22 protein-coding genes and 1 tRNA gene are annotated in these 25,016 nt (G+C 59.6%); 13 read left to right on the forward strand and 10 right to left on the reverse strand.

Annotated features, from left to right (window positions below; genetic code table 11):
- The first annotated feature begins 220 nt into the window (after positions 1-220).
- Together rpoD and I6L41_RS13120 are read left to right on the forward strand one after the other, a co-directional pair.
- On the forward strand, positions 221-2,077 hold the full coding sequence (gene rpoD, locus I6L41_RS13115) for an RNA polymerase sigma factor RpoD (protein WP_005340563.1): 1,857 nt from the start codon (positions 221-223) through the stop codon (positions 2,075-2,077).
- Positions 2,078-2,264: 187 nt separating this feature from the next.
- Positions 2,265-2,341, forward strand: a tRNA-Ile gene (locus tag I6L41_RS13120).
- Positions 2,342-2,505: 164 nt separating this feature from the next.
- Here the strand turns inward: I6L41_RS13120 and I6L41_RS13125 are convergent.
- From I6L41_RS13125 to purH, 4 genes are all read right to left on the reverse strand, one after another.
- Positions 2,506-3,060: a cytochrome b/b6 domain-containing protein gene (locus I6L41_RS13125; protein ID WP_216959355.1), complete on the reverse strand. Its 555-nt coding sequence runs from the start codon at positions 3,058-3,060 to the stop codon at positions 2,506-2,508.
- Entirely contained in the window at positions 3,041-3,415 is a 375-nt protein-coding gene (locus I6L41_RS13130) for a cytochrome b562 (RefSeq protein WP_005349056.1), read from the reverse strand. Before I6L41_RS13130 ends, I6L41_RS13125 begins: the two co-directional genes overlap by 20 nt.
- A gap of 277 nt (positions 3,416-3,692) precedes the next feature.
- Entirely contained in the window at positions 3,693-4,979 is a 1,287-nt protein-coding gene (purD, locus tag I6L41_RS13135) for a phosphoribosylamine--glycine ligase (RefSeq protein ID WP_216959357.1), read from the reverse strand.
- Between the two features lie 114 nt (positions 4,980-5,093).
- Positions 5,094-6,686 carry a bifunctional phosphoribosylaminoimidazolecarboxamide formyltransferase/IMP cyclohydrolase gene (gene purH, locus I6L41_RS13140; protein ID WP_216959360.1) on the reverse strand — a complete coding sequence of 531 codons (1,593 nt, stop codon included), beginning with the start codon at positions 6,684-6,686 and terminating at the stop codon, positions 5,094-5,096.
- Positions 6,687-7,101: 415 nt separating this feature from the next.
- Here purH and zntR point away from each other — a divergent pair, with 415 nt between their 5' ends.
- Positions 7,102-7,557, forward strand: coding sequence for a Zn(2+)-responsive transcriptional regulator (gene zntR / locus I6L41_RS13145; protein WP_139408414.1), 456 nt, complete (start codon positions 7,102-7,104; stop codon positions 7,555-7,557).
- A 214-nt stretch (positions 7,558-7,771) separates the two neighbouring features.
- On the forward strand, positions 7,772-8,011 hold the full coding sequence (locus I6L41_RS13150) for an alternative ribosome-rescue factor A (protein ID WP_005340543.1): 240 nt from the start codon (positions 7,772-7,774) through the stop codon (positions 8,009-8,011).
- Positions 8,012-8,226: 215 nt separating this feature from the next.
- Here the strand turns inward: I6L41_RS13150 and hemW are convergent, their stop codons facing one another.
- The gene (hemW, locus tag I6L41_RS13155; RefSeq protein ID WP_216959363.1) at positions 8,227-9,372 is read right to left on the reverse strand and encodes a radical SAM family heme chaperone HemW; all 1,146 of its coding nucleotides are present in this window, start codon (positions 9,370-9,372) and stop codon (positions 8,227-8,229) included.
- A 90-nt stretch (positions 9,373-9,462) separates the two neighbouring features.
- Entirely contained in the window at positions 9,463-10,059 is a 597-nt protein-coding gene (gene rdgB, locus I6L41_RS13160) for an RdgB/HAM1 family non-canonical purine NTP pyrophosphatase (protein WP_076495765.1), read from the reverse strand.
- A gap of 238 nt (positions 10,060-10,297) precedes the next feature.
- Here rdgB and I6L41_RS13165 point away from each other — a divergent pair, with 238 nt between their 5' ends.
- From I6L41_RS13165 to I6L41_RS13175, 3 genes are all read left to right on the forward strand, one after another.
- A complete protein-coding gene (locus tag I6L41_RS13165; RefSeq protein ID WP_005340537.1) occupies positions 10,298-11,461 on the forward strand; it encodes a multidrug effflux MFS transporter in 1,164 nt (387 codons plus the stop codon).
- A gap of 135 nt (positions 11,462-11,596) precedes the next feature.
- Positions 11,597-12,646 (forward strand): oxidoreductase, encoded by a 1,050-nt coding sequence (locus I6L41_RS13170; protein WP_216959366.1) that lies wholly within the window; start codon positions 11,597-11,599, stop codon positions 12,644-12,646.
- Positions 12,647-12,955: 309 nt separating this feature from the next.
- On the forward strand, positions 12,956-13,204 hold the full coding sequence (locus tag I6L41_RS13175) for a hypothetical protein (protein ID WP_005340533.1): 249 nt from the start codon (positions 12,956-12,958) through the stop codon (positions 13,202-13,204).
- A gap of 62 nt (positions 13,205-13,266) precedes the next feature.
- On the opposite strand, the gene rimJ is transcribed toward I6L41_RS13175, so the two are convergent.
- On the reverse strand, positions 13,267-13,818 hold the full coding sequence (gene rimJ / locus I6L41_RS13180) for a ribosomal protein S5-alanine N-acetyltransferase (protein ID WP_216959370.1): 552 nt from the start codon (positions 13,816-13,818) through the stop codon (positions 13,267-13,269).
- Positions 13,818-14,372 carry a GNAT family N-acetyltransferase gene (locus I6L41_RS13185; RefSeq protein WP_115522024.1) on the reverse strand — a complete coding sequence of 185 codons (555 nt, stop codon included), beginning with the start codon at positions 14,370-14,372 and terminating at the stop codon, positions 13,818-13,820. Before I6L41_RS13185 ends, rimJ begins: the two co-directional genes overlap by 1 nt.
- Before the next feature lie 346 nt (positions 14,373-14,718).
- Here I6L41_RS13185 and I6L41_RS13190 point away from each other — a divergent pair, with 346 nt between their 5' ends.
- Positions 14,719-16,494: a M4 family metallopeptidase gene (locus I6L41_RS13190; RefSeq protein ID WP_216959375.1), complete on the forward strand. Its 1,776-nt coding sequence runs from the start codon at positions 14,719-14,721 to the stop codon at positions 16,492-16,494.
- A 32-nt stretch (positions 16,495-16,526) separates the two neighbouring features.
- On the opposite strand, the gene I6L41_RS13195 is transcribed toward I6L41_RS13190, so the two are convergent.
- Positions 16,527-17,420, reverse strand: a complete 894-nt coding sequence (locus I6L41_RS13195; protein ID WP_005340524.1) for a LysR family transcriptional regulator — start codon at positions 17,418-17,420, stop codon at positions 16,527-16,529.
- A gap of 92 nt (positions 17,421-17,512) precedes the next feature.
- Between I6L41_RS13195 and mdtH the strand changes: the two genes are divergently transcribed.
- The 4 genes from mdtH (at position 17,513) to I6L41_RS13215 (ending at position 22,009) form a co-directional block, all read left to right on the forward strand.
- Complete coding sequence (gene mdtH, locus I6L41_RS13200; protein WP_005340523.1) at positions 17,513-18,709, forward strand: multidrug efflux MFS transporter MdtH; 1,197 nt, start codon at positions 17,513-17,515, stop codon at positions 18,707-18,709.
- A 139-nt stretch (positions 18,710-18,848) separates the two neighbouring features.
- Entirely contained in the window at positions 18,849-19,259 is a 411-nt protein-coding gene (locus tag I6L41_RS13205; RefSeq protein WP_216959378.1) for a type III secretion system chaperone, read from the forward strand.
- Positions 19,260-19,273: 14 nt separating this feature from the next.
- Positions 19,274-20,941, forward strand: coding sequence for a hypothetical protein (locus I6L41_RS13210; RefSeq protein WP_216959381.1), 1,668 nt, complete (start codon positions 19,274-19,276; stop codon positions 20,939-20,941).
- Positions 20,942-21,097: 156 nt separating this feature from the next.
- Entirely contained in the window at positions 21,098-22,009 is a 912-nt protein-coding gene (locus I6L41_RS13215) for a bifunctional helix-turn-helix transcriptional regulator/GNAT family N-acetyltransferase (RefSeq protein WP_216959384.1), read from the forward strand.
- Positions 22,010-22,260: 251 nt separating this feature from the next.
- Here the strand turns inward: I6L41_RS13215 and prfC are convergent, their stop codons facing one another.
- Positions 22,261-23,850 (reverse strand): peptide chain release factor 3, encoded by a 1,590-nt coding sequence (gene prfC / locus I6L41_RS13220; protein ID WP_085942998.1) that lies wholly within the window; start codon positions 23,848-23,850, stop codon positions 22,261-22,263.
- A gap of 429 nt (positions 23,851-24,279) precedes the next feature.
- On the opposite strand from prfC, the gene I6L41_RS13225 reads away from it, so the two are divergent.
- Positions 24,280-25,002, forward strand: coding sequence for an SDR family oxidoreductase (locus I6L41_RS13225; protein ID WP_216959387.1), 723 nt, complete (start codon positions 24,280-24,282; stop codon positions 25,000-25,002).
- The last annotated feature ends 14 nt before the right edge of the window (positions 25,003-25,016 follow it).

The following is a 25,016-nucleotide window of genomic DNA, read 5'->3' on the forward strand; positions in this document are numbered from 1 at the left end:
TTTGAGTGATTAGTCCCAATATGGATAGCGTTGCCCGAATCGACGGGATGAAAAGCAAAATTTTTATAACCGCCTGGCCCCGACAATACTGCGGGCAGGGGTTTCTCATGACCGACGCCGCAACCAGACATAGCATGTCTGGCGGTTTTCTATTAGAATTGGCTATTTGCGCAGCAGCGCACTGTACGCGCAACCTAGCAACACCAACCGGATGAGTTCTATGGAGCAAACCCCGCAGTCTCAGCTTAAACTCCTCGTTGCCAAAGGTAAAGAACAGGGCTACCTGACCTATGCCGAGGTGAACGATCACCTCCCGCAAGACATTGTCGATTCAGACCAGATCGAAGACATCATTCAGATGATCAACGATATGGGCATTCAAGTGGTTGAAAACGCTCCGGATGCCGATGACCTTATCATGGCTGAAGGTGGTACCGCCGATGAGGACGCTGCCGAAGCAGCGGCCCAGGCTCTGGCATCTGTTGAATCTGAGATTGGTCGCACGACCGATCCCGTCCGCATGTACATGCGGGAAATGGGTACCGTCGAACTGCTGACCCGTGAAGGCGAAATCGACATCGCCAAGCGGATCGAAGACGGTATCAACCAGGTACAAAGCTCCGTAGCCGAGTACCCTGAAGCAATTACTTACCTGCTCGAACAGTACGACAAGTACGAAGCCGAGCAGCTACGTCTCTCTGACATCATCTCTGGCTTTATTGACCCGAACGAAACTGAAGACATGGCACCTACCGCCACGCATATCGGTTCCGAACTCGGCGAAGACGATCTGGCCGACGAAGATGAAGAAGACGAAGAAGACGAAGACGAAGATGGCGACAGCTCTGACGACGACGGTGACGGTGGTCCGGATCCGGAAGTCGCTCGCGAGAAGTTTGGCGAACTGCGTGCCCAGTATGAAGTGACCCGCCTCTCCATTCAGAAGAATGGTCGCGCGCACGAAGATACCCAGGCCGCCATCGCCCAGCTGGCCGATGTATTCCGCCAATTCCGCCTGATGCCCAAGCAGTTCGATCGCCTGGTCAACAACATGCGGGAAATGATGGAGCGCGTCCGCGTGCAGGAACGCATCATCATGAAGCTCTGCGTTGAGCAGGCCAAGATGCCGAAGAAAACCTTCGTCGCGGCCTTCACCAACAACGAGTGTGAAACTGCCTGGTTCGAATACCAGAAGCAGGCTGGCAAAGCCTGGTCTCCCCGTCTGGTTGAAATGGACGAGGATATCCAGCGCGCCATCGGCAAGCTGCAGCAGATTGAAGAAGAGACCGGTCTGTCGATTGCCCAGATCAAGGATATCAACCGCCGCATGAGCATCGGTGAGGCCAAGGCCCGCCGTGCGAAGAAAGAGATGGTTGAGGCCAACTTGCGTCTGGTTATCTCTATCGCCAAGAAGTACACCAACCGTGGCCTGCAGTTCCTGGATCTGATCCAGGAGGGCAACATCGGTCTGATGAAGGCGGTAGACAAGTTTGAATACCGTCGTGGCTACAAGTTCTCGACCTATGCAACCTGGTGGATCCGTCAGGCCATTACCCGCTCCATCGCGGATCAGGCCCGTACCATCCGTATCCCGGTACACATGATCGAGACCATCAACAAGCTCAACCGAATCTCCCGTCAGATGCTGCAGGAGATGGGTCGTGAACCGAACCCGGAAGAGCTGGCCATGCGCATGGGCATGCCGGAAGACAAGATCCGCAAGGTACTGAAGATCGCCAAAGAGCCTATCTCCATGGAGACGCCCATCGGTGATGATGAAGATTCCCACTTGGGCGACTTCATCGAAGATACCACCCTGGCTCTGCCAGCGGATGCGGCGACCAGCGAAAGCCTGCGCAACGCCACCCGCGAAGTGCTTGCTGGCCTGACCGCCCGCGAAGCCAAGGTACTGCGGATGCGTTTCGGTATCGACATGAACACTGACCACACCCTCGAGGAAGTGGGCAAACAGTTCGACGTTACCCGTGAGCGTATTCGTCAGATCGAAGCCAAGGCACTGCGTAAACTGCGCCACCCGAGCCGCTCGGAAGTGCTGCGCAGCTTCCTGGACGAATAGTCCTGACCCTGTGTCAAACTGCTCTGCCAAAGCCCCGCCATGCGGGGCTTTGTTTTGTCTGGCATTTACCCTTGCGACCCGCTTTGCACCCTCTATCGACCTGGACAATTAGTCGCCAAGTGGTTGATATGCCTATAGACTGCCCTTTCCTCTTCCCCTATAATCCACGCCGCTAAACGCACAATTTGGCCCCTTAGCTCAGTTGGTCAGAGCAGTCGACTCATAATCGATTGGTCGTGGGTTCAAGTCCCCCAGGGGCCACCAAATTTAAAAAGGCCGCTCATGATGAGCGGCCTTTTTGCATCTACGTATCGGACAATGCCCTGTGATGAGCTCGATGAGGTCATAGAAAAGACCCGCCATGGGCGGGTCTGGGCAGGGTCCGGATCAGGCGCCTCACTCAGAGACAAGGAGCCTAATGCTGAGCCTCAGGTATGCTCGTTGCTGCCGCTCTGGATGGACGAGCGACGCCCGGCGGGTAGCATCCGGGTAACCAGATTGCTGCGCTGACGCCAGGAGGTGAAGATGATGGCCAGCAGGTGCAGACCGATCAGCCCCTGTAGCGCCACCACGCACCACTCATGCCACTCGTCAGCCCCCAGTTCAAATCCCGTCTCGGTATTTTGAAACCAGCCGCTGCCAGCAGTAGCCAGCACAACCAGCCAGAGCGCCCACACGGCCAGCTTGCCGCTACCGTGATGCCCCGGTGCCGGAGGCTGCCGCTCACGCATCTCGCGCGCTTGCTGGCGAAAATCCTCACCACTGGGGATGAGGGCACCAAGGCGAGCGTAGCCACGGGCAAAAGTAAGCCCCCAGAGCAGACGCAAGGAGACCAGCCCAATGGCACCGTAACCCAGCCACTCGTGCCACTCCTCGCCCGCTTCGTTAACCCAGAGATTGCTGATGCAGACCGCCACCAAGCCCCAGTGGGTCAGGCGAACCAGCGGATCCCAGCGAAAGGGCTCACCCTTTTTGCTTGGCATATTTGTGGTACTCCTTCTTCAGGTCGTTGACCTTGGCCAGATGTTCGCGCGCCTTGGCCTCATCACCCGCCTTGAGTGCGGCCAGGCTGGCGTCCAGCTCGGTCTGTACCTCGTTCATCCCTTCAAGGAATTTCTCTTTCTTGGCGGCCGGCATGTTCTTCTGCTTGGCCACATCAAGCTGGGCCTTCATCTCGTTGATGTGCTTCTCCATGGTGGCTGCATCATCAGCCTTGACGGCCTGCTTGTAGTTGAAGCCAATCTTCTTCATCGGCTGTTCCAGATCACCCGCCACGGCAGGCAGGGTCATCAGGCCAAACATCAGGGGCAGCAGCAGGGGGCGGACGGTTTTCAACATGGGATTTCCTTATATAACGACATGCTCGAATTGTTAGGGGTACTTATGAATCCAAACAAGAATTCATCACCAGCATGATGCCATGACTCATGGTGAAACGTTTGTGAAAAATGCTGTTTTTTGTGGCAAATAGTGACAGATATGCCGCGCTTGTTTGCGCTTGGTAACTGATTGAACGCAGGTGACGCGCACTATGAGGATGGTTGAAAGCGGTAAACAGGGACAAAAAGCCCCGCCGTAGCGGGGTCTGAATCAGCTGGTCATTTGCGTGCGTCAGTTACTCCTGTTCGCGAGCAATGGCGCGCCAGCCGATATCCTTGCGGTAGAAGACGCCATCCCACTTGATGCGGCCAGCGAGCTGATAGGCACGCTGCTGGGCTTCTGCAACCGTATGGCCCAGCGCCGTGGCGCACAGTACACGACCGCCAGCAGTCAGGCTGGTATCGCCCTCCAGGCGGGTCCCGGCATGGAACACCTTCTCTCCTGCCACTTCATCCACCGGCAAGCCGCTGATGGGGTGATTGGTACTGTAATCGCCAGGATAGCCTCCCGCCGCCAACACCACGCCGATGGCGGCGCGGGGATCATAGATGGCCTCTTTCTGATCCAGCTTGCCTGCGCAAGCGGCCAGGCAGAGCTCCACCAGATCGGACTGCATCCGCAGCATGATGGGCTGGGTCTCGGGATCGCCGAAACGACAGTTGAACTCGATCACCTTGGGATTGCCTGCACCGTCGATCATCAGACCGGCGTAGAGGAAACCGGTGTAGACGTTGCCCTCGGCCGCCATGCCTCGCACGGTCGGCATGATCACCAGCTCCATCACGCGTCGATGTACCTCGGCGGTCACCACAGGCGCCGGGGAGTATGCCCCCATGCCGCCGGTGTTGAGGCCGGTATCACCGTCGCCAACCCGCTTGTGATCCTGACTGGTGGCCATCGGCAGCACGTGCTCGCCATCGACCATGACGATGAAGCTCGCCTCTTCACCCTCCAGAAACTCCTCAATCACCACCCGGGAGCCCGCTTCGCCAAAGGCATTGCCGGAGAGCATGTCGCGCACCGCGTCTTCCGCTTCCTGCAAGGTCATGGCGACAATCACCCCCTTGCCCGCCGCCAGACCATCGGCCTTGATGACGATGGGGGCGCCCTTCTCGCGCAAGTAGGCGAGTGCTGGCTCCACTTCGGTGAAGTTCTGGTACTCGGCAGTCGGGATGGCGTGACGGGCCAGGAAATCCTTGGTGAAGGCCTTGGAGCCTTCCAGCTGGGCAGCGGCAGCGGTCGGGCCAAAGATGGGCTGACCAGCGGTGCGGAAGGCATCCACCACCCCTTTCACCAGCGGCGCTTCCGGCCCGACGATGGTGAGGCCGACCTGCTTCTCTTTGGCAAAGGCCAGCAGCCCTTCGATATCGGTCGCCTCGATGGCGACGTTCTCGACACCCGGCTCAAGCTGGGTGCCAGCGTTGCCCGGCGCCACAAAAACGTGACGTACCAGTGGGGAGTGTTTGGCCTTCCAGGCCAGAGCGTGTTCGCGGCCACCGTTGCCAATGATCAGTACTTTCATCGTATCGCTCGCTTCTATTTGTGGTCACTGGACGGCCACTCGGGCCGTCAGTCAGTGGAAATAGTCAGTTGAAAAGAGACAACAAAAGGGCCGCCATCGGCAGCCCCTGACCCATCAATGACGGAAATGGCGCATGTTGGTAAAGACCATGCACATGCCGTGTTCGTCGGCGGCGTCGATCACCTCCTGATCGCGCATTGACCCACCCGGCTGGATCACGCAGGAGATACCGGCCTGAGCGGCAGCATCGATACCGTCGCGGAACGGGAAGAAGGCATCGGAGGCCATCACGGAGCCCGCCACGGTCAGTCCTTCATCCGCCGCCTTGATACCGGCGATTTTGGCCGAATAAACACGGCTCATCTGGCCTGCGCCGACGCCGATGGTCTGGCCATCTTTGGCGTAGACGATGGCGTTGGATTTGACGAACTTGGCCACTTTCCAGCAGAACAGCAGATCCTGCAGCTCGGCCTCGGTCGGCTGGCGCTTGCTGACCACAGTCAGGTCACTCAGCGTCACCATGCCGAGATCGCGCTCCTGCACCAGCAGGCCACCGTTGACGCGTTTGAGGTCAAAGCCTTGCGCCGGAGCCGTCCACTGACCGCATTCGAGCAGACGCACGTTCAGCTTGGCGGCGACCGTATCGCGGGCCTCCTGGCTGACGGTTGGGGCGATGATCACTTCGACAAACTGGCGGGCAACGATGGCAGCGGCAGTGGCGCCATCCAGCTCACGGTTAAAGGCGATGATGCCGCCGAAAGCAGAGGTGGGGTCGGTCTGGTAGGCGCGATCGTAGGCACTCAACAGGTCGCTACCGATGGCCACACCGCAGGGGTTGGCATGCTTGACGATGACGCAGGCTGGCTCGTCGAACTCCTTCACACACTCCAGCGCAGCATCGGTATCAGCGATATTGTTGTAGGAGAGCGCCTTGCCCTGCAACTGGGTAGCGCTGGAGACAGAACCCGGAGCGGCATGCTCTTCGGCGTAGAAGGCGGCTGCCTGATGGCTGTTTTCGCCGTAACGCATGTCCTGCTTCTTGATGAACTGGCTGTTGAAGGTGCGCGGGAAGCGGGACTCCTCGTCACCCTCCTTGTTGTCACCGTAGGAAGGAACCATGGTGCCGAAGTAGTTGGCGATCATGCCGTCGTAGGCGGCGGTGTGCTCGAAGGCTGCGATGGCCAGATCGAAACGGGTCGCCAGTTTCAGGCTGTTGCCGTTGGCATCCATCTCGCGAATAACCCGATCATAGTCGGCAGCTTTGACGACGATAGCAACATCTTTATGGTTTTTGGCGGCAGAGCGCACCATGGTCGGGCCGCCGATGTCGATGTTCTCGACCGCATCGGCCAGAGTGCAGCCCGCTTTGGCCACGGTGGCAGCAAAGGGGTAAAGGTTGACGACAACCATGTCGATGGGGGAGATAGCGTGCTGGGCCATGATGGCGTCATCCTGATCCCGACGGCCGAGGATGCCGCCATGAACCTTGGGATGCAGGGTCTTGACCCGGCCATCCATCATTTCAGGGAAACCCGTGTAGTCGGAGACCTCGGTCACCGGCAGACCCGCCTCGCCAAGCAGCTTGGCGGTACCGCCCGTGGAGAGCAGGGCAACACCACGCTCGTTGAGTGCCTTGGCAAATTCCAGAATGCCAGTTTTGTCAGACACACTCAGCAGTGCACGGCGAATGGGTCGAGCTTGTTCCATCACACTATCGTCCTCAACATAACGGGGACCGTTCCATGGGAGGCGAGGCTCAACACAGAGAGTCCCCAAATAAATGGAAGTGGGGGATTTCGCAAACCACTCTCGCCCCGACATCCGGCAAAAGCGTTTTAGGAAATGCCCGCTTGGTGCGGCGCTCTGTTATGGGCGCGTATTCTACACAAAAAATGTGACCTGTGGTGGATTTTTTGAAACAGAAAAGCCTTATTTGGCGCGGCGTTAAACGTTTTCCACTTGATTTTCTCGAAACGTTTGCACTTTCAGTGTTTTATGGGAAAAAGGGTCGCCAGGAGATGTTTATCTGCCCCTTTTATGCCCTTGGCTGGCAATCCATGGGCAAAGGGGTGATAGTGGATTCCGGTTTTTGTGGCGGCATACATTCAAGGGGAGAGAGAGCATGTATCGGATCGGTGAACTGGCCAAGGCGTGCGGGGTCAAGGCAGATACCCTGCGTTTTTACGAGAAGAACGGGCTTATCTCACCGGGGATCCGCAACGAATCCGGCTACCGCCTCTACAGCGAACAGGACAAGCGGCGGCTGGAGTTTATTATCCGCGCCAAGTCGGTCGGATTCTCGCTGGCCGATATTGGCGAGCTGCTCGACCTCGATACCAACAAGGCCAAAGTCACCTGTCAGGAGGTGAAAGCAGTGGCCGACACCAAGCTGGCCCAGGTGGAGCAGAAGATCATCGAACTGACCCGCTTTCGCGACAATCTGCGCGAGCTCTCCAATATCTGCTGTGGCGGGCCGCGCTCGGCCGAGCACTGCGCCATCCTCGAGACGCTGGAATCTGGCGCCCCGGCCCATCACGAGCATCACAGCCACAACCAGCATGACCCGGTTCACGGCTGACATGGTATGCCTGACTGAGCGTGCCTAGCTCAGTGTGACTGACTCGGCGCGCCCGACGCATTGCTCCGGCGGCGATTTGGTGACAAAATCGCCGCGTTTTTAATCGGTGCAAGTGCATCCGGTTGCCGGGCGCTAGCCTGAACAGGCGCCCGCAGTGAAAACCGCCATCCAGACACAAGAATCAACACACCAAGAGAAAAGAAGAGGAGCCATCATGGCCAAGATCCGGGTCGACCAACCCGCCCTCCCCCGTGAGGAAAATGCGCAAGGGGGCAACTATGCCCACCAGCGCGGCGAGATAAAGGATAACCATCTGCACGCCCTGCTCTCCGATCCCCTGTTTCGCAGCCGGGTCGAGCGCAACAAGAAGGGCAAGGGGAGTTACCAGCGCAAGGCCAAATTTGGCAAGCGGTGGGAGCCCGGCCAACAGCAGATGATCCGCGTCTGCTGCTGAGCGGGTTTCTACCGACCATAAACAATCAGGGCGCCATTGGCGCCCTGATTGTTATCTCGAAACACGGTTCGCCAAAACTGCCTCACGACCTGTTGCGAGAAGCTGTCAGCGAGGTGAAGAGCAGCGCAGGAACCGGAGCGTATAGAGATACGTGAGGCTTCCGAGCAGCGCATGAACCTTGATCACGGCTTCGCAGCCAGATCGTGAGCCAGTTTTCACTCATCCATAAACAGTTCGAGCAGCACGTTGAGATAGCGATGGCCGAGAGAAGTGAGCTGCCAGCTATCCCCCAAATCCTCGATCAGCTCCTTGCTTTGGGCGATGGCGAGCACCGTCTCTACCCTTTCCAGCGGCAAGCCGGTATAGGCCTCGAACTCCGCCTTGGGGGCCGGTTCAAACAGGCGGAAGCGGTTCATAAAGTATTCGAGCGGCAGATCGTCTGCCGTCACCTGCCACTGCTCGTCCAGATAGGGGCGACTCTTGTCCAGATACCCTTTCGGATGCTTCACCTTGGCGGTGCGCAGGATCTGTTGATTAGCGAGATCGGTCACCTTGCCGTGGGCGCCACAGCCGATCCCCAGATAGTCGCCGAAACGCCAGTAGTTGAGGTTGTGATGGCACTGATAGCCCTCTTTGGCGTAAGCCGAGATCTCGTACTGGCGATAACCGCTGGCGGTGAGCATGGCGTGGCCCTGCTCGTAGATGTCCCACAGGGTGTCATCTTCCGGCAGTTTGGGCGGCTTGGAGGCAAACGCCGTGTTCGGCTCTATGGTGAGCTGATACCAGGATAGGTGCGGCGGGGCGCAGTCGATCGCCTGCTGCAGGTCATAAAGGGCGTCATCCAGACTCTGATCCGGCAGACCGTGCATCAGATCCAGATTGAAGGTGGGCAACTTGATGGCATGGGCCAGTGCAGCGGCCTTGCGCGCCTCTTCCGGGCCGTGAATGCGGCCGAGGCGGGTCAGCTTCTCCTGCTGGAAGCTCTGCACCCCGATGGAGATACGGTTGATGCCGGCGCGCTGGAAACCGGCGAACTTCTCCGCCTCCACCGTGCCCGGGTTGGCCTCCATGGTGATCTCGCAATCTGCGGTGAGCACAATGCGGGCCCGTACCCCGTCCAGCAAGGTTTGCATCGCCTCCACCGTCAACAGGCTGGGGGTGCCGCCGCCGATAAAGATCGAGGAGAGCGGCCGCCCCTGCGCCCACTTCAGATCCTGATCCAGATCCTCCAGCAGAGCGGCGACATATTCGAGGTGAGGCAACTCCCCCTTCTGGGCATGGGAGTTGAAGTCACAGTAAGGGCACTTCTGGACGCACCAGGGCACATGAATATAGAGAGAGAGCGGCGGCAGTTGCAGCATGGGGCTTCCAATAAAACGGGGGCTCAAGGCCCCCATTGTAGATGACTATGTGTAATTGACCGTGTGTAACCAACAAGGTGGCGAAGTGGCTCAGTGCGCCGCAGCCAGCGCCGCTTTTAACTTGGCCAGCGCCTGACCGCGATGGCTCAGCTGGTTTTTCAGCTCGGCGGGCATCTGGGCGGCGGTGCAGTCGTGATCCGGCACGAAGAAGACGGGGTCATAGCCAAAACCGTGCTGACCGCGCGGCTCGTCGATGATCATCCCTTCCCAGCTCGCCTGACAGATGATGGGGGTGGGATCGTCGGCGTGGCGCATATAGACCAGCACACACCAGAAGCGGGCGCTCTTCAGATACTCGGGGGCACCTTTGAGCTCGCCGAGCAGCTTCTCGATGTTGGCCTTGTCGCCAGCACCCACACCGGCAAAGCGGGCGGAGTAGACGCCGGGGCGCCCTTGCAGCAGATCGACTTCCAGACCGGAATCATCGGCCACGGCGGGCAGACCGGTAATGCGGGCCGCGTGGCGGGCCTTGATGATGGCATTCTCGACGAAGGTGGTGCCGGTCTCATCGGCATCGGAGACCGCAAACTCGCTCTGTGGGATCACCTGGATCTTCATATCGGCCAGCATGGCGGCCAATTCCTTCACCTTTTTCTGGTTACCTGTTGCCAGGACAAGCTTGTTCATCGAGCACCTCCGCAAAAATAATCTGCGCATTCTATGCGGCGCAAGCGTTTAGTAAAAGCGCCAATTACACCCGCTGTGATGGGGTTACGGGGGATTTGCCGCCATCGAATAACCAGCTTTTTAATACATGTTTCCATAATGGAATAACCAAAGTGATTAAATACCATTTCTATTCATTACTGTGAGTCAGTAGACTCGCGCCCCAATTCATTAACCTGGCTGACTAAAGAGGTGACAGATGCCATTGATACTTTTGCTCGTACTACTGGTGCTGTTCAGTCCGCTGGCTATCGACATCTACCTGCCCGCCATTCCGCAGATGGCCGAGCAGCTGGGCGCCGAAGTAACCCTGATGCAGGGCACCATCACCTGGTTCCTGTTCAGCATGGGGCTGGGGCAACTGCTTGTTGGCCCGCTGGCCGATCGCTACGGTCGCAAGCCTATCGCGCTGGGCGGCGTGCTGCTCTATGGCCTGAGCGCGCTGGGGGCCGGTTTTGCCGCCAGCCTCGGCGAATTGATGCTGGCCCGGGTGCTGCAGGGCTTCGGCGCCTGCGCTACTTCGGTCGCCGCCTTCTCGGTGGTGCGTGACAGCTATGGCCCGAAAAAGAGCGGTCAGATGATCTCCTATCTCAATGGCGCCATCTGCTTTATTCCTGCGCTGGCCCCCCTGCTCGGTGGCTGGCTCACCGCCAAGGCGGGCTGGTCTGCCAACTTCTGGTTTATGGCCGGTTATGCGCTCATCGTCGGCAGCTGGCTGATGTGGCGGATGCCGGAGACCCGCCCGGAGGAGACCCGCAGTGAAGGGGCCCTCATCAGCTGGTCCCGCTACAGCCCGGTGCTGCGCTCCCCCAGCTTCCTGTTCAACGCGGCGCTGTGCATGCTGGCGATGGCGGTGATCCTCGCTTATGTCACCGCCGCACCGGTGCAGCTGATGGTGAAACTGGGGCTGGACATGAGCGGCTTTAGCTACTGGTTTACCGCCAACGCCGCGCTCAACATTCTGGCCTGCTTCATGGCGCCGCGCTTTATCGCCAAGGTGGGGCCAAGACGCACCCTGCGCATCGGGCTGCTGGTGTTGATGCTCTCGGCCATCACCCTGACTTTGGCCATGCACATCGAACATCCGCTGGCGATGATGGGGCCGGTATTCCTCTCCAGCATCGGCTTTGCCATGATTCTGGGCTCGGCCGCCGGGATGGCGCTGGCACCGTTCGGCCACTGCGCCGGTACCGCAGCGGCCCTGCTCGGCCTGTTCCAGATGAGCGGCTCCGGCGCCCTGGTTGGTCTGACCGGCGCCCTGATGCACGACCCGCTCAGCCAGCTGGCACTGCATATGTGGCTACTGCTGCCGCCTCTGGTGATGCTGATGACCCGGCGCGGCCGCCGCTTGTGTTTGCAATAAATCCTGTGCTCTGATGGGCACACTCAGGGGGCCATCGGCCCCCTTCTCGTTTGTATCGCCTTTACAGCATATGGCCATCCGGCAGATTGCCTGCGATGGCAACCCCACTCACTCGATGTCAGCGGAGAACTCCCGATGAGCCACACTCTCAACGCAGCCCTGGTGGGCTATGGCTTTGCAGGCAAGACCTTCCACGCCCCCTTCCTCTCCACCACCCCGGGCTTGTCCCTGAGTTGGGTGGTGAGCCGCGATGCCGCCAAGGTGCAGGCCGATCTGCCCGGCTGCCGAGTCGGTTCACTGGAGGAGGTGCTAAGCGATGAGACCGTCGATCTGGTGGTGATCGCCACCCCCAACGACACCCATGCCCCCCTCGCCCGCCTGGCACTGCTGGCAGGCAAACATGTGGTGATCGACAAGCCCTTTGCGCTGGATCTGGCCGAAGCGCAAGCGCTGGTCGAACTGGCCGAAAAGCAGCAGCGACTGCTCAGCATCTTCCACAACCGTCGTTGGGACGGAGATTTTCTTACCGTGCGCCGTTTGATTGCCGAAGGGACGTTGGGGCAGATCGCCCAGTTCGAATCCCACTTCGATCGCTATCGCCCCGAAGTGCGCCAGCGCTGGCGCGAAGCGGGTGGCCCGGGTTCCGGCCTCTGGTTCGATCTCGGCCCCCATGTACTGGATCAGGCGCTGCAGCTGTTCGGCCAGCCGGACTGGCTGCAGGCCGATCTGGCCGAGCAACGCCCCGGCGCACTGGCGGACGACTACTTCCATGTGGTGCTGGGTTACGGTGCTCTGCGGGTTATTCTGCATGGCAGCTGTCTAGTTTCAGCCACCATGCCGCGCTTTGTCATTCACGGCAGCCAGGGTTCGTTCGTGAAATTCGGTATGGATGTGCAGGAAGATCAGCTCAAGCTGGGCAAGCGGCCGCCGGCGGCGGATTGGGGCATGGATAGCGAACTAGGTCAGCTCAGCCGCATTGTCGATGGTCAGTTGCAGCAACAGAGCGTGGTGGGTGAGGCGGGGGATTATGGCGCCTACTATCGCGGTGTCTGCGCCGCCATCAAGGGCGAAGGGAGCAACCCGGTGCCAGCAAGTGAAGCGCTGGCGGTGATGGCGCTGCTGGATCTGGCCCGTCAGAGCCACCTTGAGGGAAAACGGCTGCCCTGTCAGAAGCTGTCTGACTAAGGTACGGGTCATCGGCCGCACTTGACCAACCTTGACCTTGTTAAACCGCCACAAGATGGCAACGAAGTGGTGTTTTATTGTGCAATTAGTGCCATTTAACGGCATCTTGTATTGATATCAGTCGTTGCAGTGGAGCTTTTTATCCACGGCACGAAAAAATGTCATTGTGATATCCGTTTTCATCGGTAACTAATGGGGCTATATTGCGCCCGCCTGCTGCCTCCCGGCTTCTTGTTTCAATACCGGGCAACGGTGGGCGCTGTGATGGTTGCACAGACCATCTCTCCATCTTTTTTTGAGGGAATGCACATGAACAAAGTACTGGTAGCCGGTATCCTGGGTCTGATGTTGACTGCTTGCGGTCAGAAAGAAGAAAAAGCTGCCGCTCCTGCTGCTGCTCCGGCCGCCGAAGTTGCTGCCACTGTAGAAAAAGCCGCTAGCGAAGCCACCTCTACCGTAGAAAAGGCCACCTCCGAAGCGACTGCAACCGTAGAAAAAGCTGCTACCGAAGCCGCTACCAAGGTTGAAGCTGCAGTGAGCGATGCCAAGGCCAACTAAGCCTGCACCTCATTCGAAGACGGGTCCGAAGGCAACTTCGGGCCCGTTTTTTTATCTGTCGTTCAGGAGGCCGGATTAATCAGCGAGGTGAGGATGTGATCCTCCCAGCGGCCATTGATCATCAGATACGCCCGCGCGAATCCCTCCCGCTCGAAGCCGAGCCGCTCCAGCAAGGCGCCACTGCGCTGATTGGCTGGCATATAGCAAGCCATGATGCGATGCAGATCGTGCTCGCGAAACAGGTAGTCGATGGCGGCTGACAGCACCTCTCTCATCACCCCCTGCCCCTGATGCTGCTGGTCGATGGCATAGCCCAGATGACACGCCTTGAAGACTCCCATCAGGATATTGCTGAAATTGCAGGTGGCGATCACCCGCTCGCCAGCCGGATCAAGGGCCACCAGATTGACGCCGGTGCCGTTAAAGAACTGGCTGTAGCTGTCCTGCAGCCGGGCATGCCAGTAAGAGAGGGTGTAAAAGTGCTCGTCCCGAAGCGGCTCCCAGGGGGCGAGATGGGCGCGGTTGCGCCGGTAGAAGTCGAGCATCATGGGGGCCTGATCCGGCGACAGTATGGTCAGGTGGGTACGAGCCGTCTTGATATGTGGCAGCGCCATCAGGACTCCCTCTGTCTTAGCCACTCATCGCGCAGCAGGCTGTAGTGGACATGGTCAACAATCCGGTTGCCCAGCCGCTCTGCGCGCCGGGTCACCCCCTCCTGCTGCATCCCGAGCCGCTCACAAACAGCCCTGCTGGGCTCGTTATCGGTGGCGGCGCTGATCTCCACCTTCTCCATCCCCATCTCCTCGAAGGCGTGGTGGATCAGGGCCTGACAGGCCCGGGTGATGATGCCGTTACCCTGCCAGCGCTCCGCCAGCCAGTAACCGATGACCACCTTGCCAAGGTCATGATCGATGCTGTTGTAACCTATAACCCCCACCACCTCCCCCTGATACTCGATGGCAGTGGTGAGCCCCTCACCCCGGGCGAACTTCTCGATGGCACTGCGAATGAAGAGGGCGCTGTCGACGGGGCGCTGGATCAGTGGCGGCCAGGGTAGCCACTGGGAGAGGTACTCCCGGTTGTCATTGCAGAGGGCAAACAGTTCGCTCGCCATATCGGGCTGCAAGAAGAGCAGCGCAAGCTCGTCGTCCAACTGCCATGAAAACATGGGATTCTCCTTTCAAATCAGTGATCAAATCGCGAACCAGCACCCAATGTAGCCAATCGCCACTGGCCGCGCCAGCCACTTTTACGCCTCCCCTCCGGCAGGTATCACAGAGGGTCACAGCGCACGTACTCTCCTCCCTCAAAAGAGGAGGGTGGGTGTCTGAAACCGGATAATGCTCTCCACATGACGCCGATTAATCCCCCCAAACGGCACTTTGGCAGATCCTGCTACCCCTTTGTGCTGCGCTGTCACTTTTGACAGGGGGCACTTTCCCCCACCGGCACTAGCTTCAAAACGCCCGACCTTCGGTCGGTTTATCAACCTCATCGATTTAAGGAAAGAAGAGATGAATAAAATTTATCTGGCCGTTGCGCTGGCCTGCTGGGGAAGCGCCGCACTGGCGGCGCAAGAGGTAGAGATCAACGTAACGGCAAACGGCATCCAGGCCATGACAGGCCTCAGTGCCGCAAGTGGTACCTTGCAGCTGGAAGATGGCGAGTTTCGTCAGGTGCGGGTGGTCAAGCTGCCCAACGGCCAGCAGCGGATCCGCTACGAGCAGGTCTGGAACGGCATCCCGGTAATGGGTCAGGTGGTGGTGGCTGACAAGAGCCTGAACGGCCAGCTGCAACAGGCCAGCGGACGCATGCTGCGCCAGATCGATCAGGATGTGGCAAGCCCGGCCGCCACCCTCTCGCCACAGGATGCAACAAGCAAGGCCAAGGCGGGCAGCAAGGGGAGCAACGAGCAGGCCAAACTCTACGTGATGCAGGATGAGAACGGGCTGGCCCGGCTGGTTTATCAGGTATCCTTCATCGCCGAAGGTGACAAGCCAAGCCGCCCCTTCGTCATTCTTGATGCCCAAAGCGGTGAGGAGCTCAAACGCTGGGAGGGGATCAACCACAAGGACGCCACCGGCCCGGGGGGCAACATCAAGACCGGCAAATACTTTTACGGCACCGACTTTGGCCCGCTCATCGTGGATGACAACTGCCGGATGACCAGCCCCAACGTCGATACCATCAACCTCAACCACGCCACCTCAGGCGGGGCCATCCACCAGTTCACCTGTCCGGAGAACCGGGTCAAGGAGATCAACGGCGCCTACTCGCCCCTCAACGACGCCCACTACTTCGGCAACGTGGTGTTCGACATGTACCGCAACTGGTACAACACGGCGCCCCTCACCTTCAAACTGAAGATGCGGGTTCACTACAGCAAGAATTACGAGAACGCCTTCTGGGATGGCAGCCAGATGACCTTCGGTGACGGCGCCACCACCTTCCACCCGCTGGTGAGCCTCGATGTGGCGGCCCACGAGGTGAGCCACGGCTTTACCGAGCAGAACTCCGGATTGGTCTATTCGGGACAATCCGGCGGCATCAACGAGGCCTTCTCCGATATGGCGGGGGAAGCGGCCGAGTTCTACATGAAGGGAAGCAACGACTGGCTGGTCGGCGCCCAGATCTTCAAGGGCAACGGCTCCCTGCGCTACTTCGAGGATCCGACCCGGGATGGCAGATCCATCGGCCATGCCGCGGATTATCAGGAGGGGATGGACGTACATCACAGCTCCGGGGTCTATAACCGCGCCTTCTACCTGCTCGCCACCAGCAGCGGCTGGAACACCCGCAAGGCATTTGAAGTGTTCTTGCTGGCCAACCGCCTCTACTGGGGCGCCAACACCAACTACCAGCAAGGGGCCTGCGGCGTCAGCCGGGCGACCGCCGACCTGGGTTACAGTCAGGCGGATGTGGCACGGGCCTTCCAGACCGTCGGGGTCGATGCCAGCTGCGGCAGCACGCCGCCACCAAGCGACAACGTGCTGCAAAACGGCGTGCCGGTAAGCAACCTTGCCGCCAGCAAGGGTGGCAAGCTCAACTACACCCTGAACGTGCCGGCGGGCACCAGGTCGCTGCAGATCAGCAGCAGCGGCGGTACCGGTGATGCCGACCTCTACGTCCGCTTTGGCAGCGCCCCCACCAGCAGCAGTTACGACTGCCGCCCCTACAAGGGGGGCAATAACGAAAGCTGCTCGTTCACCAATCCCAAGGCGGGCACCTGGCATGTGCAGCTGTCAGGGTTTTCCGCGTTCAGTGGCGTGACCCTCAAGGCCAGCTACTGATCCACCCGATGCGGGCCTTGTCCCGCATCGCTCTACTCATTGCGCCACCGTTTCGCCAGCGTGCGAGCGGTGGCCAACACGGTTTCCCTAGCCGGGTTGGGCCGCTTGCCACCGCGCCACGCCATCATCACATCCCAATGTTCCTGCGGCAGATTGCGCACATCGAGCCTGACCAGCCGCCCCACCTCCAGATCCCGCTTGATGGCCAGCTCCGGCATCAGGGTGATAAACCCGTGTTCCAGCGCCAGATCCCGCGCCGCACTGGCGGGCTGCACCGCGTGCAAGGGGCTGGCGGCCCGCCGCAGCCGCCGCAACTGCTGGATAAAAACGTCACACCCCGGCCCCCATACCTGAGGCGCCAGCCGCTGGTCGGCAATATCCTCCAGGGTGAGGCCGTGACAACCGGCCAGCGGATGCAATGGCGAGGCGATAGCGATGATGGGGGAGCAGCAGAGCAGCTCCATCTGCAGGCCCGCAACCGGCGGGCGCTTGAGCACAAAGCCGATATCGGCCTCCCCGGTCAGCAGCGACTGCATGATCTCGCCGGAGTGATCCGTGGTGCAGCGGATCTCAAACGGCTCGTCCACCAGCTCCATCAATAGCGAGCCAAACACCACCGAAGTGAGGGATGGCAGGCTGGAGAGACGGATACAAGGCAGCGCAGGTGCCCCCTGCAGTGCCAGTCGCCCTTCGCTCAGAGTGGCCAGCGCCGACCGGGCGGCAGGGAGAAACTCCTCGCAGGCACGAGTCGGCGTCACCCCGCGCCGATGACGCTGAAACAGCGGCGCCCCGAGGCTCTCCTCCAGCTGGGCAATCCGCTGGCTCACCAGCGGCTGTGACCAGCCACGAATGGCCGCCGCCTGACTGAAGCTGCCCAGCTCGGCCACATCCAGCAGCAGTTGCAGATCGTCCAGATCCATAGACATAAATAATCCTGATATGAAATATAGGTAGTTGTCGTCTACCACTATATCTAAACCCTCTCCAGAATGAAGGTATCTGTGAATGAGAGGGCGTTATGGTCGATAGGGCGAGGTTTTGGGGACGCTGGTTTCTGGCGCTGGATACCACACTGGTGATCCTGGGTTTCTTTGTGGTGATGCCGATGATCAGCCTGCGCTTCGTCGATCAACTCGGCTGGGCGGCCGGTCTGGTGGGGCTGGCCCTCGGCCTGCGCCAGCTGACCCAGCAGGGGCTGGGGATCTTTGGCGGCTCGCTGGCCGACCGTTTCGGCGCCCGCCCGCTCATCGTCACCGGCATGTTGTTGCGCGCCGTCGGCTTCGCCACCCTGGCCTGGGCCGACAGCGGCGCCATGCTGATCTTCTCCTGCTTCCTCTCCGGACTGGGCGGTTGCCTGTTCGACCCGCCACGGGCCGCACTGGTGATCAAATTTACCCGTCCCCATGAGCGGGGCCGTTTTATCTCCCTGCTGATGATGCTGGAGAGCGCAGGCGCCGTCACCGGTGCCCTGCTCGGCAGCTGGCTGCTGCGCTTTGACTTCACCTACGTCTGCCTGCTGGGCGCCGGGCTCTTCACCCTGGCAGCACTCTGCAACTGGACCCTGCTGCCCGCCTACCGCCTCTCGGTCAAACCGACTCCGATGCGGGAAGGGTTGGGACAGGTGCTGGCAGATCGCGCCTTCTGCCGACTGGTACTGATCCTGAGCGGCTACTACATGCTGTGGGTACAGGTGATGCTGATTTTCCCCATTCTGGTCAAGCAGCTCTCCGGCACCACCACGGCAGTGGGCTGGATGTACAGCCTGGAAACGGCGCTGTCACTGGCGCTGCTCTATCCTATCGCCCGTTTCAGCGAGCGGCGCTATCGGCTGGAGAGCCGGCTGATGGCGGGTATCCTGCTGATGACCGTGGGGATCGGGCTGGTCGCCTTTGTCAGCACCCTCTCCGGCATCTTCGTACTGCTGGCCTGCTTCTATCTGGGGATCATCATCTGCGAACCGGCCCGGGAGACCCTGATGACCCGGCTGGCCAACCCCACAGCCCGCGGCAGCTACATGGGCTTCAGCCGCCTCGGACTGGCGCTGGGGGGCATGACCGGCTACGTGGGCGGCGGCTCCCTCTATGACTTCTCGCTGCAACAGGGGCAACCTGCCCTCCCCTGGCTGGTGCTCGGTACCATAGGCGTCGCCACCATGTTGCTGCTCGCCCGCTGCTTCTCCCGCCGCCCGGAGCTAGCTATCAGAGCCGCCGCCTGACGACCGCCCCACCTGCGGCAGCCCAATCATAGGAGCTGTCGTTCGTCCTTTCCCGCCATAATTGCGGCCAGCACTGACAGAGCGTGCCGCCACACCATGAAATACTCTTCCCAACACTTGGCAAAAGGGAGAGCCCACCATGTCACACCACCCTGTTTATCACTGGATCGCCCGCCTCTCCGGTACGCAGGTCCCTGCGGCCCCGGATGAGAAAAACCGGATCTTTCTGTTGCTGGATCCGCAGAATAGAGAGTGGTGGCTGGAAGTCGCTCCCGATGAGAGCGTGCTGCTCATCACCACTCCGATGACAGGCCAGCTGGATGCCAATCATCTGACCCCCGCCAACCTGCAACACTGGCTGAGCCTCAATAGCGAGGTCGCTCTGATGGGTGGCACCTGGCTCGGGTTGGATGGCGATATGCCAATCCTCACCCTCTACGCCCAGATTTTTCTCGCTCACTGCGATGAAGCACTGCTCGACAACCTGATGGGTCAACTTGTCGGACTGGCTCATGACCTTACCCCCCGACTCTACGCAGCAGAGCTGTGAGCAAGGAGCTCATCATGAAGATCGACCACAGCGCCCCACTTGCAGCTATCGCAATGCCACCCAGCCACCAGAGCACTCCCGGCCATCGCCTGATTAACCTGTTTCGCAATCTGACCGCCCCCACCGCCGAACGGGCTGAACTGACACTTCCGCCCCCACCAGCCCTGACACCAGATAGCCAGCAGTTGCTGAACCATGAACTGCGCAAGGGGCTCTCGGGCTATCTAGCACAGCACCCCGAACAGCAAACCGCGCTGGATGAATTGCTGAGCGCTGGACAGATGCGCAATGAACTCGGCAAACCGACGCTGGCGAAAACCGATCCCATGGCCCACCTGGTCACCCTGCTCAACCAGCTCAACCAGCTCAACCAGCTAATAAAACTGCCAGACGGCAAAACATTCATCCAGACCCTGGTCAAAGATCCCACCGGTGAGATCGGGCGCTATATCACTCTCAAGGGCGCCTTTGGCAGCAAATCCTGCCAGTTACGCAGCCAACCACTTCCATCGCGATCCTTGCACGAACCCGAACTGCTGCAACTGGCGCAGGAGCTAAAACAGGTGCTGCAACACTATCTGGACGCCGACCCGGCCAAACGTGAGCGCCACACCGCCTATCTGCGAGGCTATCTGCAACAGCCCGAGATCGGCCGCTATCTTGGCTTGCTCGATACACCCAGGGGGGGACAGGTCAAGATCAACGCCCTTCCCTCCCGCAAGGAGGAGGCTGCAACCCTGATAAACCGTCTGCTGGCCGGTCATGGCCGTGGTGCGCTCTATCACGCCTTCGCCCAAGCGAGCGTGCGGGAAAGCATTCTGGGTCGTCACTTCAAACTCGAAGGGATACTGGAGTTCAACTTCACTGTACGGGCCACACCGCTACCGCCAGCAGCGCTTGCCCCCCCCACTGCAGCACCAAGCGATGATCTGCCCAATCCAACGATCGAGCTGCAGAAGGAGGCCCAGCGAAGGCAGCAGGAGGCACAGGAACATCTCAAGCTGGAGCAGGAGATCACCCGCCAACTGGCCAATCGCCCAGCCTGTCAGGCCCTGGCAAAACTGACCAGAGCAGCCGCCAACCTGCAAGCCGAACTGGATGGCCAGCATCTGCCCCCGGCAGTTCCGATCCCGGCAACCCGTGTCGATTTGACAATCCTGGCCCGGTTATCCCTCCCCCAGGTGCGAGAGCTGGCGCAGCAGCTCAAGGAGGAAAACAACCACTACCTGCAGCAAGTCGAGGCTAACACCCTGAATCTTCCGACCCACTCAGATGCAGATCGGTTTTCCTCCCATACCCTAGATATGTTGGGAGTCACGCTCACCCAGCCCTACTTCAAGGTGCTGGACGAGGGTATTCAGGCGCTACGGCAACCAGCTACCAGCCGTACCGCCCGCTTGCTTGGCTGGTTACTGCCATCCCAGGCCAGAATGCGCCAGCTCAAGCAAGAGCAGAGCATCGGCAGATTGCACGAACTGCATCAGGTCATCTCCATGTTGCAGTTACAGGGCGGTAGCTGGCAGGGCACCGACCGTTCGGGCTGGGCCAAACAGCTGCTGGCTCGCACGCTGGAGCAAGCCATGCCCACCCCATGGCAACTGGGGCCGTTTCGGATCAAGGCAGGGCTTCACCAGTGGCAGACCAGATTGAATGATTGGGGCATTCCGACCGCCAAAGGCTGATAGCAGGCCATCACCGCAGCTAATCCTGATCCCATCCAGTGACACAGGGTTAGTCTGCTCCACCTCCCCCATACAAACATGACAGAGAAAAAAGTTGCGAGTTACAACTTTTACGCTATTTTAGTTGTCATGCACAACTAAAAAGGAACCCACGATATGGATCCCCGTCCCCTGCGCGCCCTGTCGCGCGATCTGGTTCGCGAACTCGGCATGCTCTCCCAGCAGTGCGGCAATCTGGCCCTCACCCCCATCGAGGCTCACCTGCTAATCGAGCTGGAAAACGCCCCGGCCACCAATCAGCAGCTGGCAGAAAAGCTGCACATCGACAAATCCAACGCCAGTCGTCCGCTGGCGCGCCTCGCCGAGCGGGAGCTCATCAGCTGGCACCCGCACCCCTCCGACGGCCGCAGCAAGGAGGCCCGCCTCACCGTCAACGGTCAGGGGATGCTGCTGGAGTTGCACCGGGAGATGGACGGGGCGATGGAAGAGATGCTGGCGCAGTTGAGCCTGCCCGAGCGGGAGCAGCTGTGGCAAGGGCTGCGGCTCTATCGCAGCGCCCTCTCCCGCGCCCGTCGCCAGCGGGGCTACCAGATCCGCCCCATCACGGCGGCAGACAATGCCCAGATCGCCTTGGTGATCCGCGCCGTCTCGGCCGAATATGGCCTCACCGCAGACAAGGGGTATGGGGTCTCGGATCCCAATCTCGACACCCTCTCCCAGAGCTATCAGGGGAAGAAGAGTCGCTACTGGGTCATCGAAGGACCGGACGGTTCCATCCTCGGCGGTGGTGGTATCGCGCCATTGGCAGGAGAAGAGGGAGTCTGCGAGCTGCAGAAGATGTACTTTATGCCCGCCCTGCGCGGACTGGGCCTTGGCAAACGGCTGGTATTGCAGGCACTGGATGCCGCTCGTGGTTTGGGCTATCGACGCTGTTATCTGGAGACCACCGAAGTACTGCGCGAGGCCACCAGCCTGTACGAATCCCTCGGGTTTGAGCATCTGCCCGGCCCCCTTGGCTGCACCGGCCACGGGGATTGCGAGATCTGCATGGTGCTGACACTGGGGTAGCACCCCCTCATCCCCAACCCTTCTCCCGCAAGGGGAGAAGGAGGCAAAAACACTTCCGCGATCTTTCAGTCAGACCTCCGATGGTGCCTTCTCCCTCTGGGAGAGGGCTAGGGTGAGGGCTGCTTGCGACTGGTATATGCTGAACCATTCCCCCCTGCATCCCTCCTTAAACAGGCAAAACGGCACAAAACAAGAGACCCCGCCGAAGCGGGGTCTCTTTGATTATCTGCCAACAGGCAAACAAACCGTTATCAGTGCTCGCGAGTCTGACGGAACTCCACGTCGGGGTGGCGCTCCTGTGCCAGGCGCAGGTTGACCATGGTCGGTGCAATGTAGGTGAGGTTGTCACCGCCATCGAGAGCCAGGTTGACCTCGTTCTTGCGCTTGAACTCTTCGAACTTCTTGACGTCGGTCCCTTCCACCCAGCGGGCGGTGGAGACGTTGACCGCCTCGTAGATGGCTTCGACGTTGTACTCGCTCTTGAGGCGCGAAACCACCACGTCAAACTGCAGCACACCGACCGCACCAACGATGAGATCGTTGCTGATCAGCGGGCGGAACACCTGTACAGCGCCCTCTTCGGAGAGCTGGACCAGCCCCTTGAGCAGCTGCTTCTGCTTGAGCGGATCGCGCAGGCGGATGCGGCGGAACAGTTCCGGCGCAAAGTTCGGGATACCGGTGAACTTGAGATCCTCACCCTGGGTGAAGGTGTCGCCGATCTGGATGGTACCGTGGTTGTGCAGACCGATAATGTCACCGGCGAAGGCGTCTTCCGCCTGCTCACGGTCACCGGCCATAAAGGTCACGGCGTCGGAGATGTTTACATCCTTGCCGATACGCACGTGGCGCATCTTCATGCCCTTGGAGTAAGTTCCTGACACGATACGCATAAAAGCGATACGGTCGCGGTGTTTCGGATCCATGTTTGCCTGGATCTTGAACACGAAACCGGAGAACTTCTCCTCGGTCGCTACCACTTCGCGGCTCTCGGCCTTGCGGGGCATGGGAGACGGCGCCCAGTCAGTCAGGCCATCCAGCATGTGGTCAACACCGAAGTTACCCAGTGCAGTACCGAAGAAGACCGGGGTCATCTCGCCAGCGATAAAGGCATCGTGATCGAACTCGGGAGAGGCGCCCTGCACCAGCTCCAGCTCGTCACGCAGTTGCTGAGCCAGATCTTCGCCGACGGCGGCATCCAGATCCGGGTTGTTCAGCCCCTTGACCACCCGCTTCTCCTGGATGGTGTGGCCCTGACCGCTCTGATAGAGATAGGTCTCATCCTTGTAGAGGTGATAGACACCCTTGAAGGATTTACCGCAGCCGATAGGCCAGGTGATGGGGGCACACATGATCTTCAGCTCGCGCTCCACCTCGTCCATCACTTCCATCGGATCGCGCACTTCGCGGTCCAGCTTGTTCATGAAGGTGAGGATGGGGGTATCACGCAGACGGGTGACTTCCATCAGCTTGCGGGTCCGGTCTTCAACACCCTTGGCGGCATCGATGACCATCAGGCAGCAGTCGACCGCGGTCAGGGTACGGTAGGTATCTTCAGAGAAGTCCTCGTGGCCCGGGGTGTCGAGCAGGTTGACCAGACAATCGGCATAGGGGAACTGCATCACCGAGGTGGTGATGGAGATACCGCGCTGCTTCTCCATCTCCATCCAGTCGGATTTGGCATGCTGGCCCGAGCCACGGCCCTTGACGGTACCGGCGCGCTGAATGGCCTGTCCGAACAGCAGGACTTTTTCAGTGATGGTGGTTTTACCCGCATCCGGGTGCGAAATGATCGCAAAAGTGCGTCTCTTGGAGACTTCACTCAGAAATTCAGCTGACATAATTCAACGTTCTTCTATTGAGCGGTGGCATCAGCCACCGTGGGAATAAATCCGGAATGCCGCTCACGGCACATGTATACGCAACGAAAGCCACGCCAGCTGGCGTGTTGCCAACCTGGTGGAGAGAGGGAGGAGGGTTGCGTTACATGGGTCTTCTCGCCTGAGTCAAAGCAAAATTGCGCGACATTATACCCGCGCGAGTGAAAAATACCCAGCCTGACAAGAGATGATAATTTGGCCGCTCATCCGTTCCACTGGTTCCAACTGAACAGAAAATCAAACACTCTGAATCGGATGGCAGCATCCGGACCACGTGGACTTGGCCCCCTCCCCATGCCAGCAACAACCACTCTTGATAAATTTTCATACTTGGACTTTCCCTATCCAGCTACAAATATGTAAATCGTATCTACATAATGGAGAGGTCATTACATGAAACATTCCACCCTGCACAATCAACAGATCGTCATTATCGGTGGTACCTCGGGTCTTGGCCTGGCCACCGCCCAGCAAGCGATCGAGCAAGGCGCCAAGGTCATTATCGGCGGTTCCAGCCGTGAGCAGCTTGCCACAGCACTGGCTGAATTGGGCCCAAATGCCAGTGGCCATCAACTGGATATTCTCGACGTCGACTCCGTCAATCACTTTTTCAACCAGCTGACATCACTGGATCATCTCGTCATCACCGCCGCCGTCATGCGACCAGGCAACTTTCTCACCGCAGCCATCGAGGATTTGAAAATCAACATGGACAGCCGCTTCTGGGGAAGTGTTCATGCGATCCGCGCCGCAGCACCCAAACTGTCCGAACGCGGCTCCATCGTGCTCACGTCCGGGATGGTGACGCGCCGCCCACAACCGGGTAAAGCACTCCCTGCCGTTGCAGCTGGCGCGGTTGAAACGCTGGCTCACAGTCTGGTTACCGAGCTGCCCCCCCGTCGGATCAACGTTATCAACCCGGGCCCCATGCGTACTCCCATGTTGCTTAAAGCGCTGGGCAATGACCCACAAAAAGTGGCTGCCGTGGCGCAAAGCCTGCCGTTGAAACGCCTGGGAGAGGGAGAGGATTATGCGCAGGCCGCGCTGTTCCTGATGAGCAATAACAATATGAATGGTGAGGTGCTTCACCTCAATGGCGGCAGCGCCTGGGCATAACGCCCTTCTGACAG

The sequence above is a fragment of the Aeromonas sp. FDAARGOS 1411 genome, from assembly GCF_019047125.1.
GTDB classification, from domain to species: domain Bacteria; phylum Pseudomonadota; class Gammaproteobacteria; order Enterobacterales; family Aeromonadaceae; genus Aeromonas; species Aeromonas veronii.

What these genes read in the sequence shown, in the direction of transcription:
- rpoD (WP_005340563.1), top strand. Translation starts at nt 221, where the DNA reads ATGGAGCAAACCCCGCAGTCTCAGCTTAAACTCCTCGTTGCCAAAGGT.
- I6L41_RS13210 (WP_216959381.1), top strand. Translation starts at nt 19,274, where the DNA reads ATGAAGATCGACCACAGCGCCCCACTTGCAGCTATCGCAATGCCACCC.
- I6L41_RS13175 (WP_005340533.1), top strand. Translation starts at nt 12,956, where the DNA reads ATGAACAAAGTACTGGTAGCCGGTATCCTGGGTCTGATGTTGACTGCT.
- rimJ (WP_216959370.1), bottom strand. Translation starts at nt 13,818, where the DNA reads ATGGCGCTGCCACATATCAAGACGGCTCGTACCCACCTGACCATACTG.
- I6L41_RS13165 (WP_005340537.1), top strand. Translation starts at nt 10,298, where the DNA reads ATGCCATTGATACTTTTGCTCGTACTACTGGTGCTGTTCAGTCCGCTG.
- rdgB (WP_076495765.1), bottom strand. Translation starts at nt 10,059, where the DNA reads ATGAACAAGCTTGTCCTGGCAACAGGTAACCAGAAAAAGGTGAAGGAA.
- purH (WP_216959360.1), bottom strand. Translation starts at nt 6,686, where the DNA reads ATGGAACAAGCTCGACCCATTCGCCGTGCACTGCTGAGTGTGTCTGAC.
- I6L41_RS13150 (WP_005340543.1), top strand. Translation starts at nt 7,772, where the DNA reads ATGGCCAAGATCCGGGTCGACCAACCCGCCCTCCCCCGTGAGGAAAAT.
- I6L41_RS13130 (WP_005349056.1), bottom strand. Translation starts at nt 3,415, where the DNA reads ATGTTGAAAACCGTCCGCCCCCTGCTGCTGCCCCTGATGTTTGGCCTG.
- zntR (WP_139408414.1), top strand. Translation starts at nt 7,102, where the DNA reads ATGTATCGGATCGGTGAACTGGCCAAGGCGTGCGGGGTCAAGGCAGAT.
- I6L41_RS13170 (WP_216959366.1), top strand. Translation starts at nt 11,597, where the DNA reads ATGAGCCACACTCTCAACGCAGCCCTGGTGGGCTATGGCTTTGCAGGC.
- mdtH (WP_005340523.1), top strand. Translation starts at nt 17,513, where the DNA reads ATGGTCGATAGGGCGAGGTTTTGGGGACGCTGGTTTCTGGCGCTGGAT.
- I6L41_RS13215 (WP_216959384.1), top strand. Translation starts at nt 21,098, where the DNA reads ATGGATCCCCGTCCCCTGCGCGCCCTGTCGCGCGATCTGGTTCGCGAA.
- hemW (WP_216959363.1), bottom strand. Translation starts at nt 9,372, where the DNA reads ATGCTGCAACTGCCGCCGCTCTCTCTCTATATTCATGTGCCCTGGTGC.
- I6L41_RS13205 (WP_216959378.1), top strand. Translation starts at nt 18,849, where the DNA reads ATGTCACACCACCCTGTTTATCACTGGATCGCCCGCCTCTCCGGTACG.
- I6L41_RS13225 (WP_216959387.1), top strand. Translation starts at nt 24,280, where the DNA reads ATGAAACATTCCACCCTGCACAATCAACAGATCGTCATTATCGGTGGT.
- I6L41_RS13125 (WP_216959355.1), bottom strand. Translation starts at nt 3,060, where the DNA reads ATGCCAAGCAAAAAGGGTGAGCCCTTTCGCTGGGATCCGCTGGTTCGC.
- I6L41_RS13190 (WP_216959375.1), top strand. Translation starts at nt 14,719, where the DNA reads ATGAATAAAATTTATCTGGCCGTTGCGCTGGCCTGCTGGGGAAGCGCC.
- I6L41_RS13195 (WP_005340524.1), bottom strand. Translation starts at nt 17,420, where the DNA reads ATGTCTATGGATCTGGACGATCTGCAACTGCTGCTGGATGTGGCCGAG.
- I6L41_RS13185 (WP_115522024.1), bottom strand. Translation starts at nt 14,372, where the DNA reads ATGTTTTCATGGCAGTTGGACGACGAGCTTGCGCTGCTCTTCTTGCAG.
- purD (WP_216959357.1), bottom strand. Translation starts at nt 4,979, where the DNA reads ATGAAAGTACTGATCATTGGCAACGGTGGCCGCGAACACGCTCTGGCC.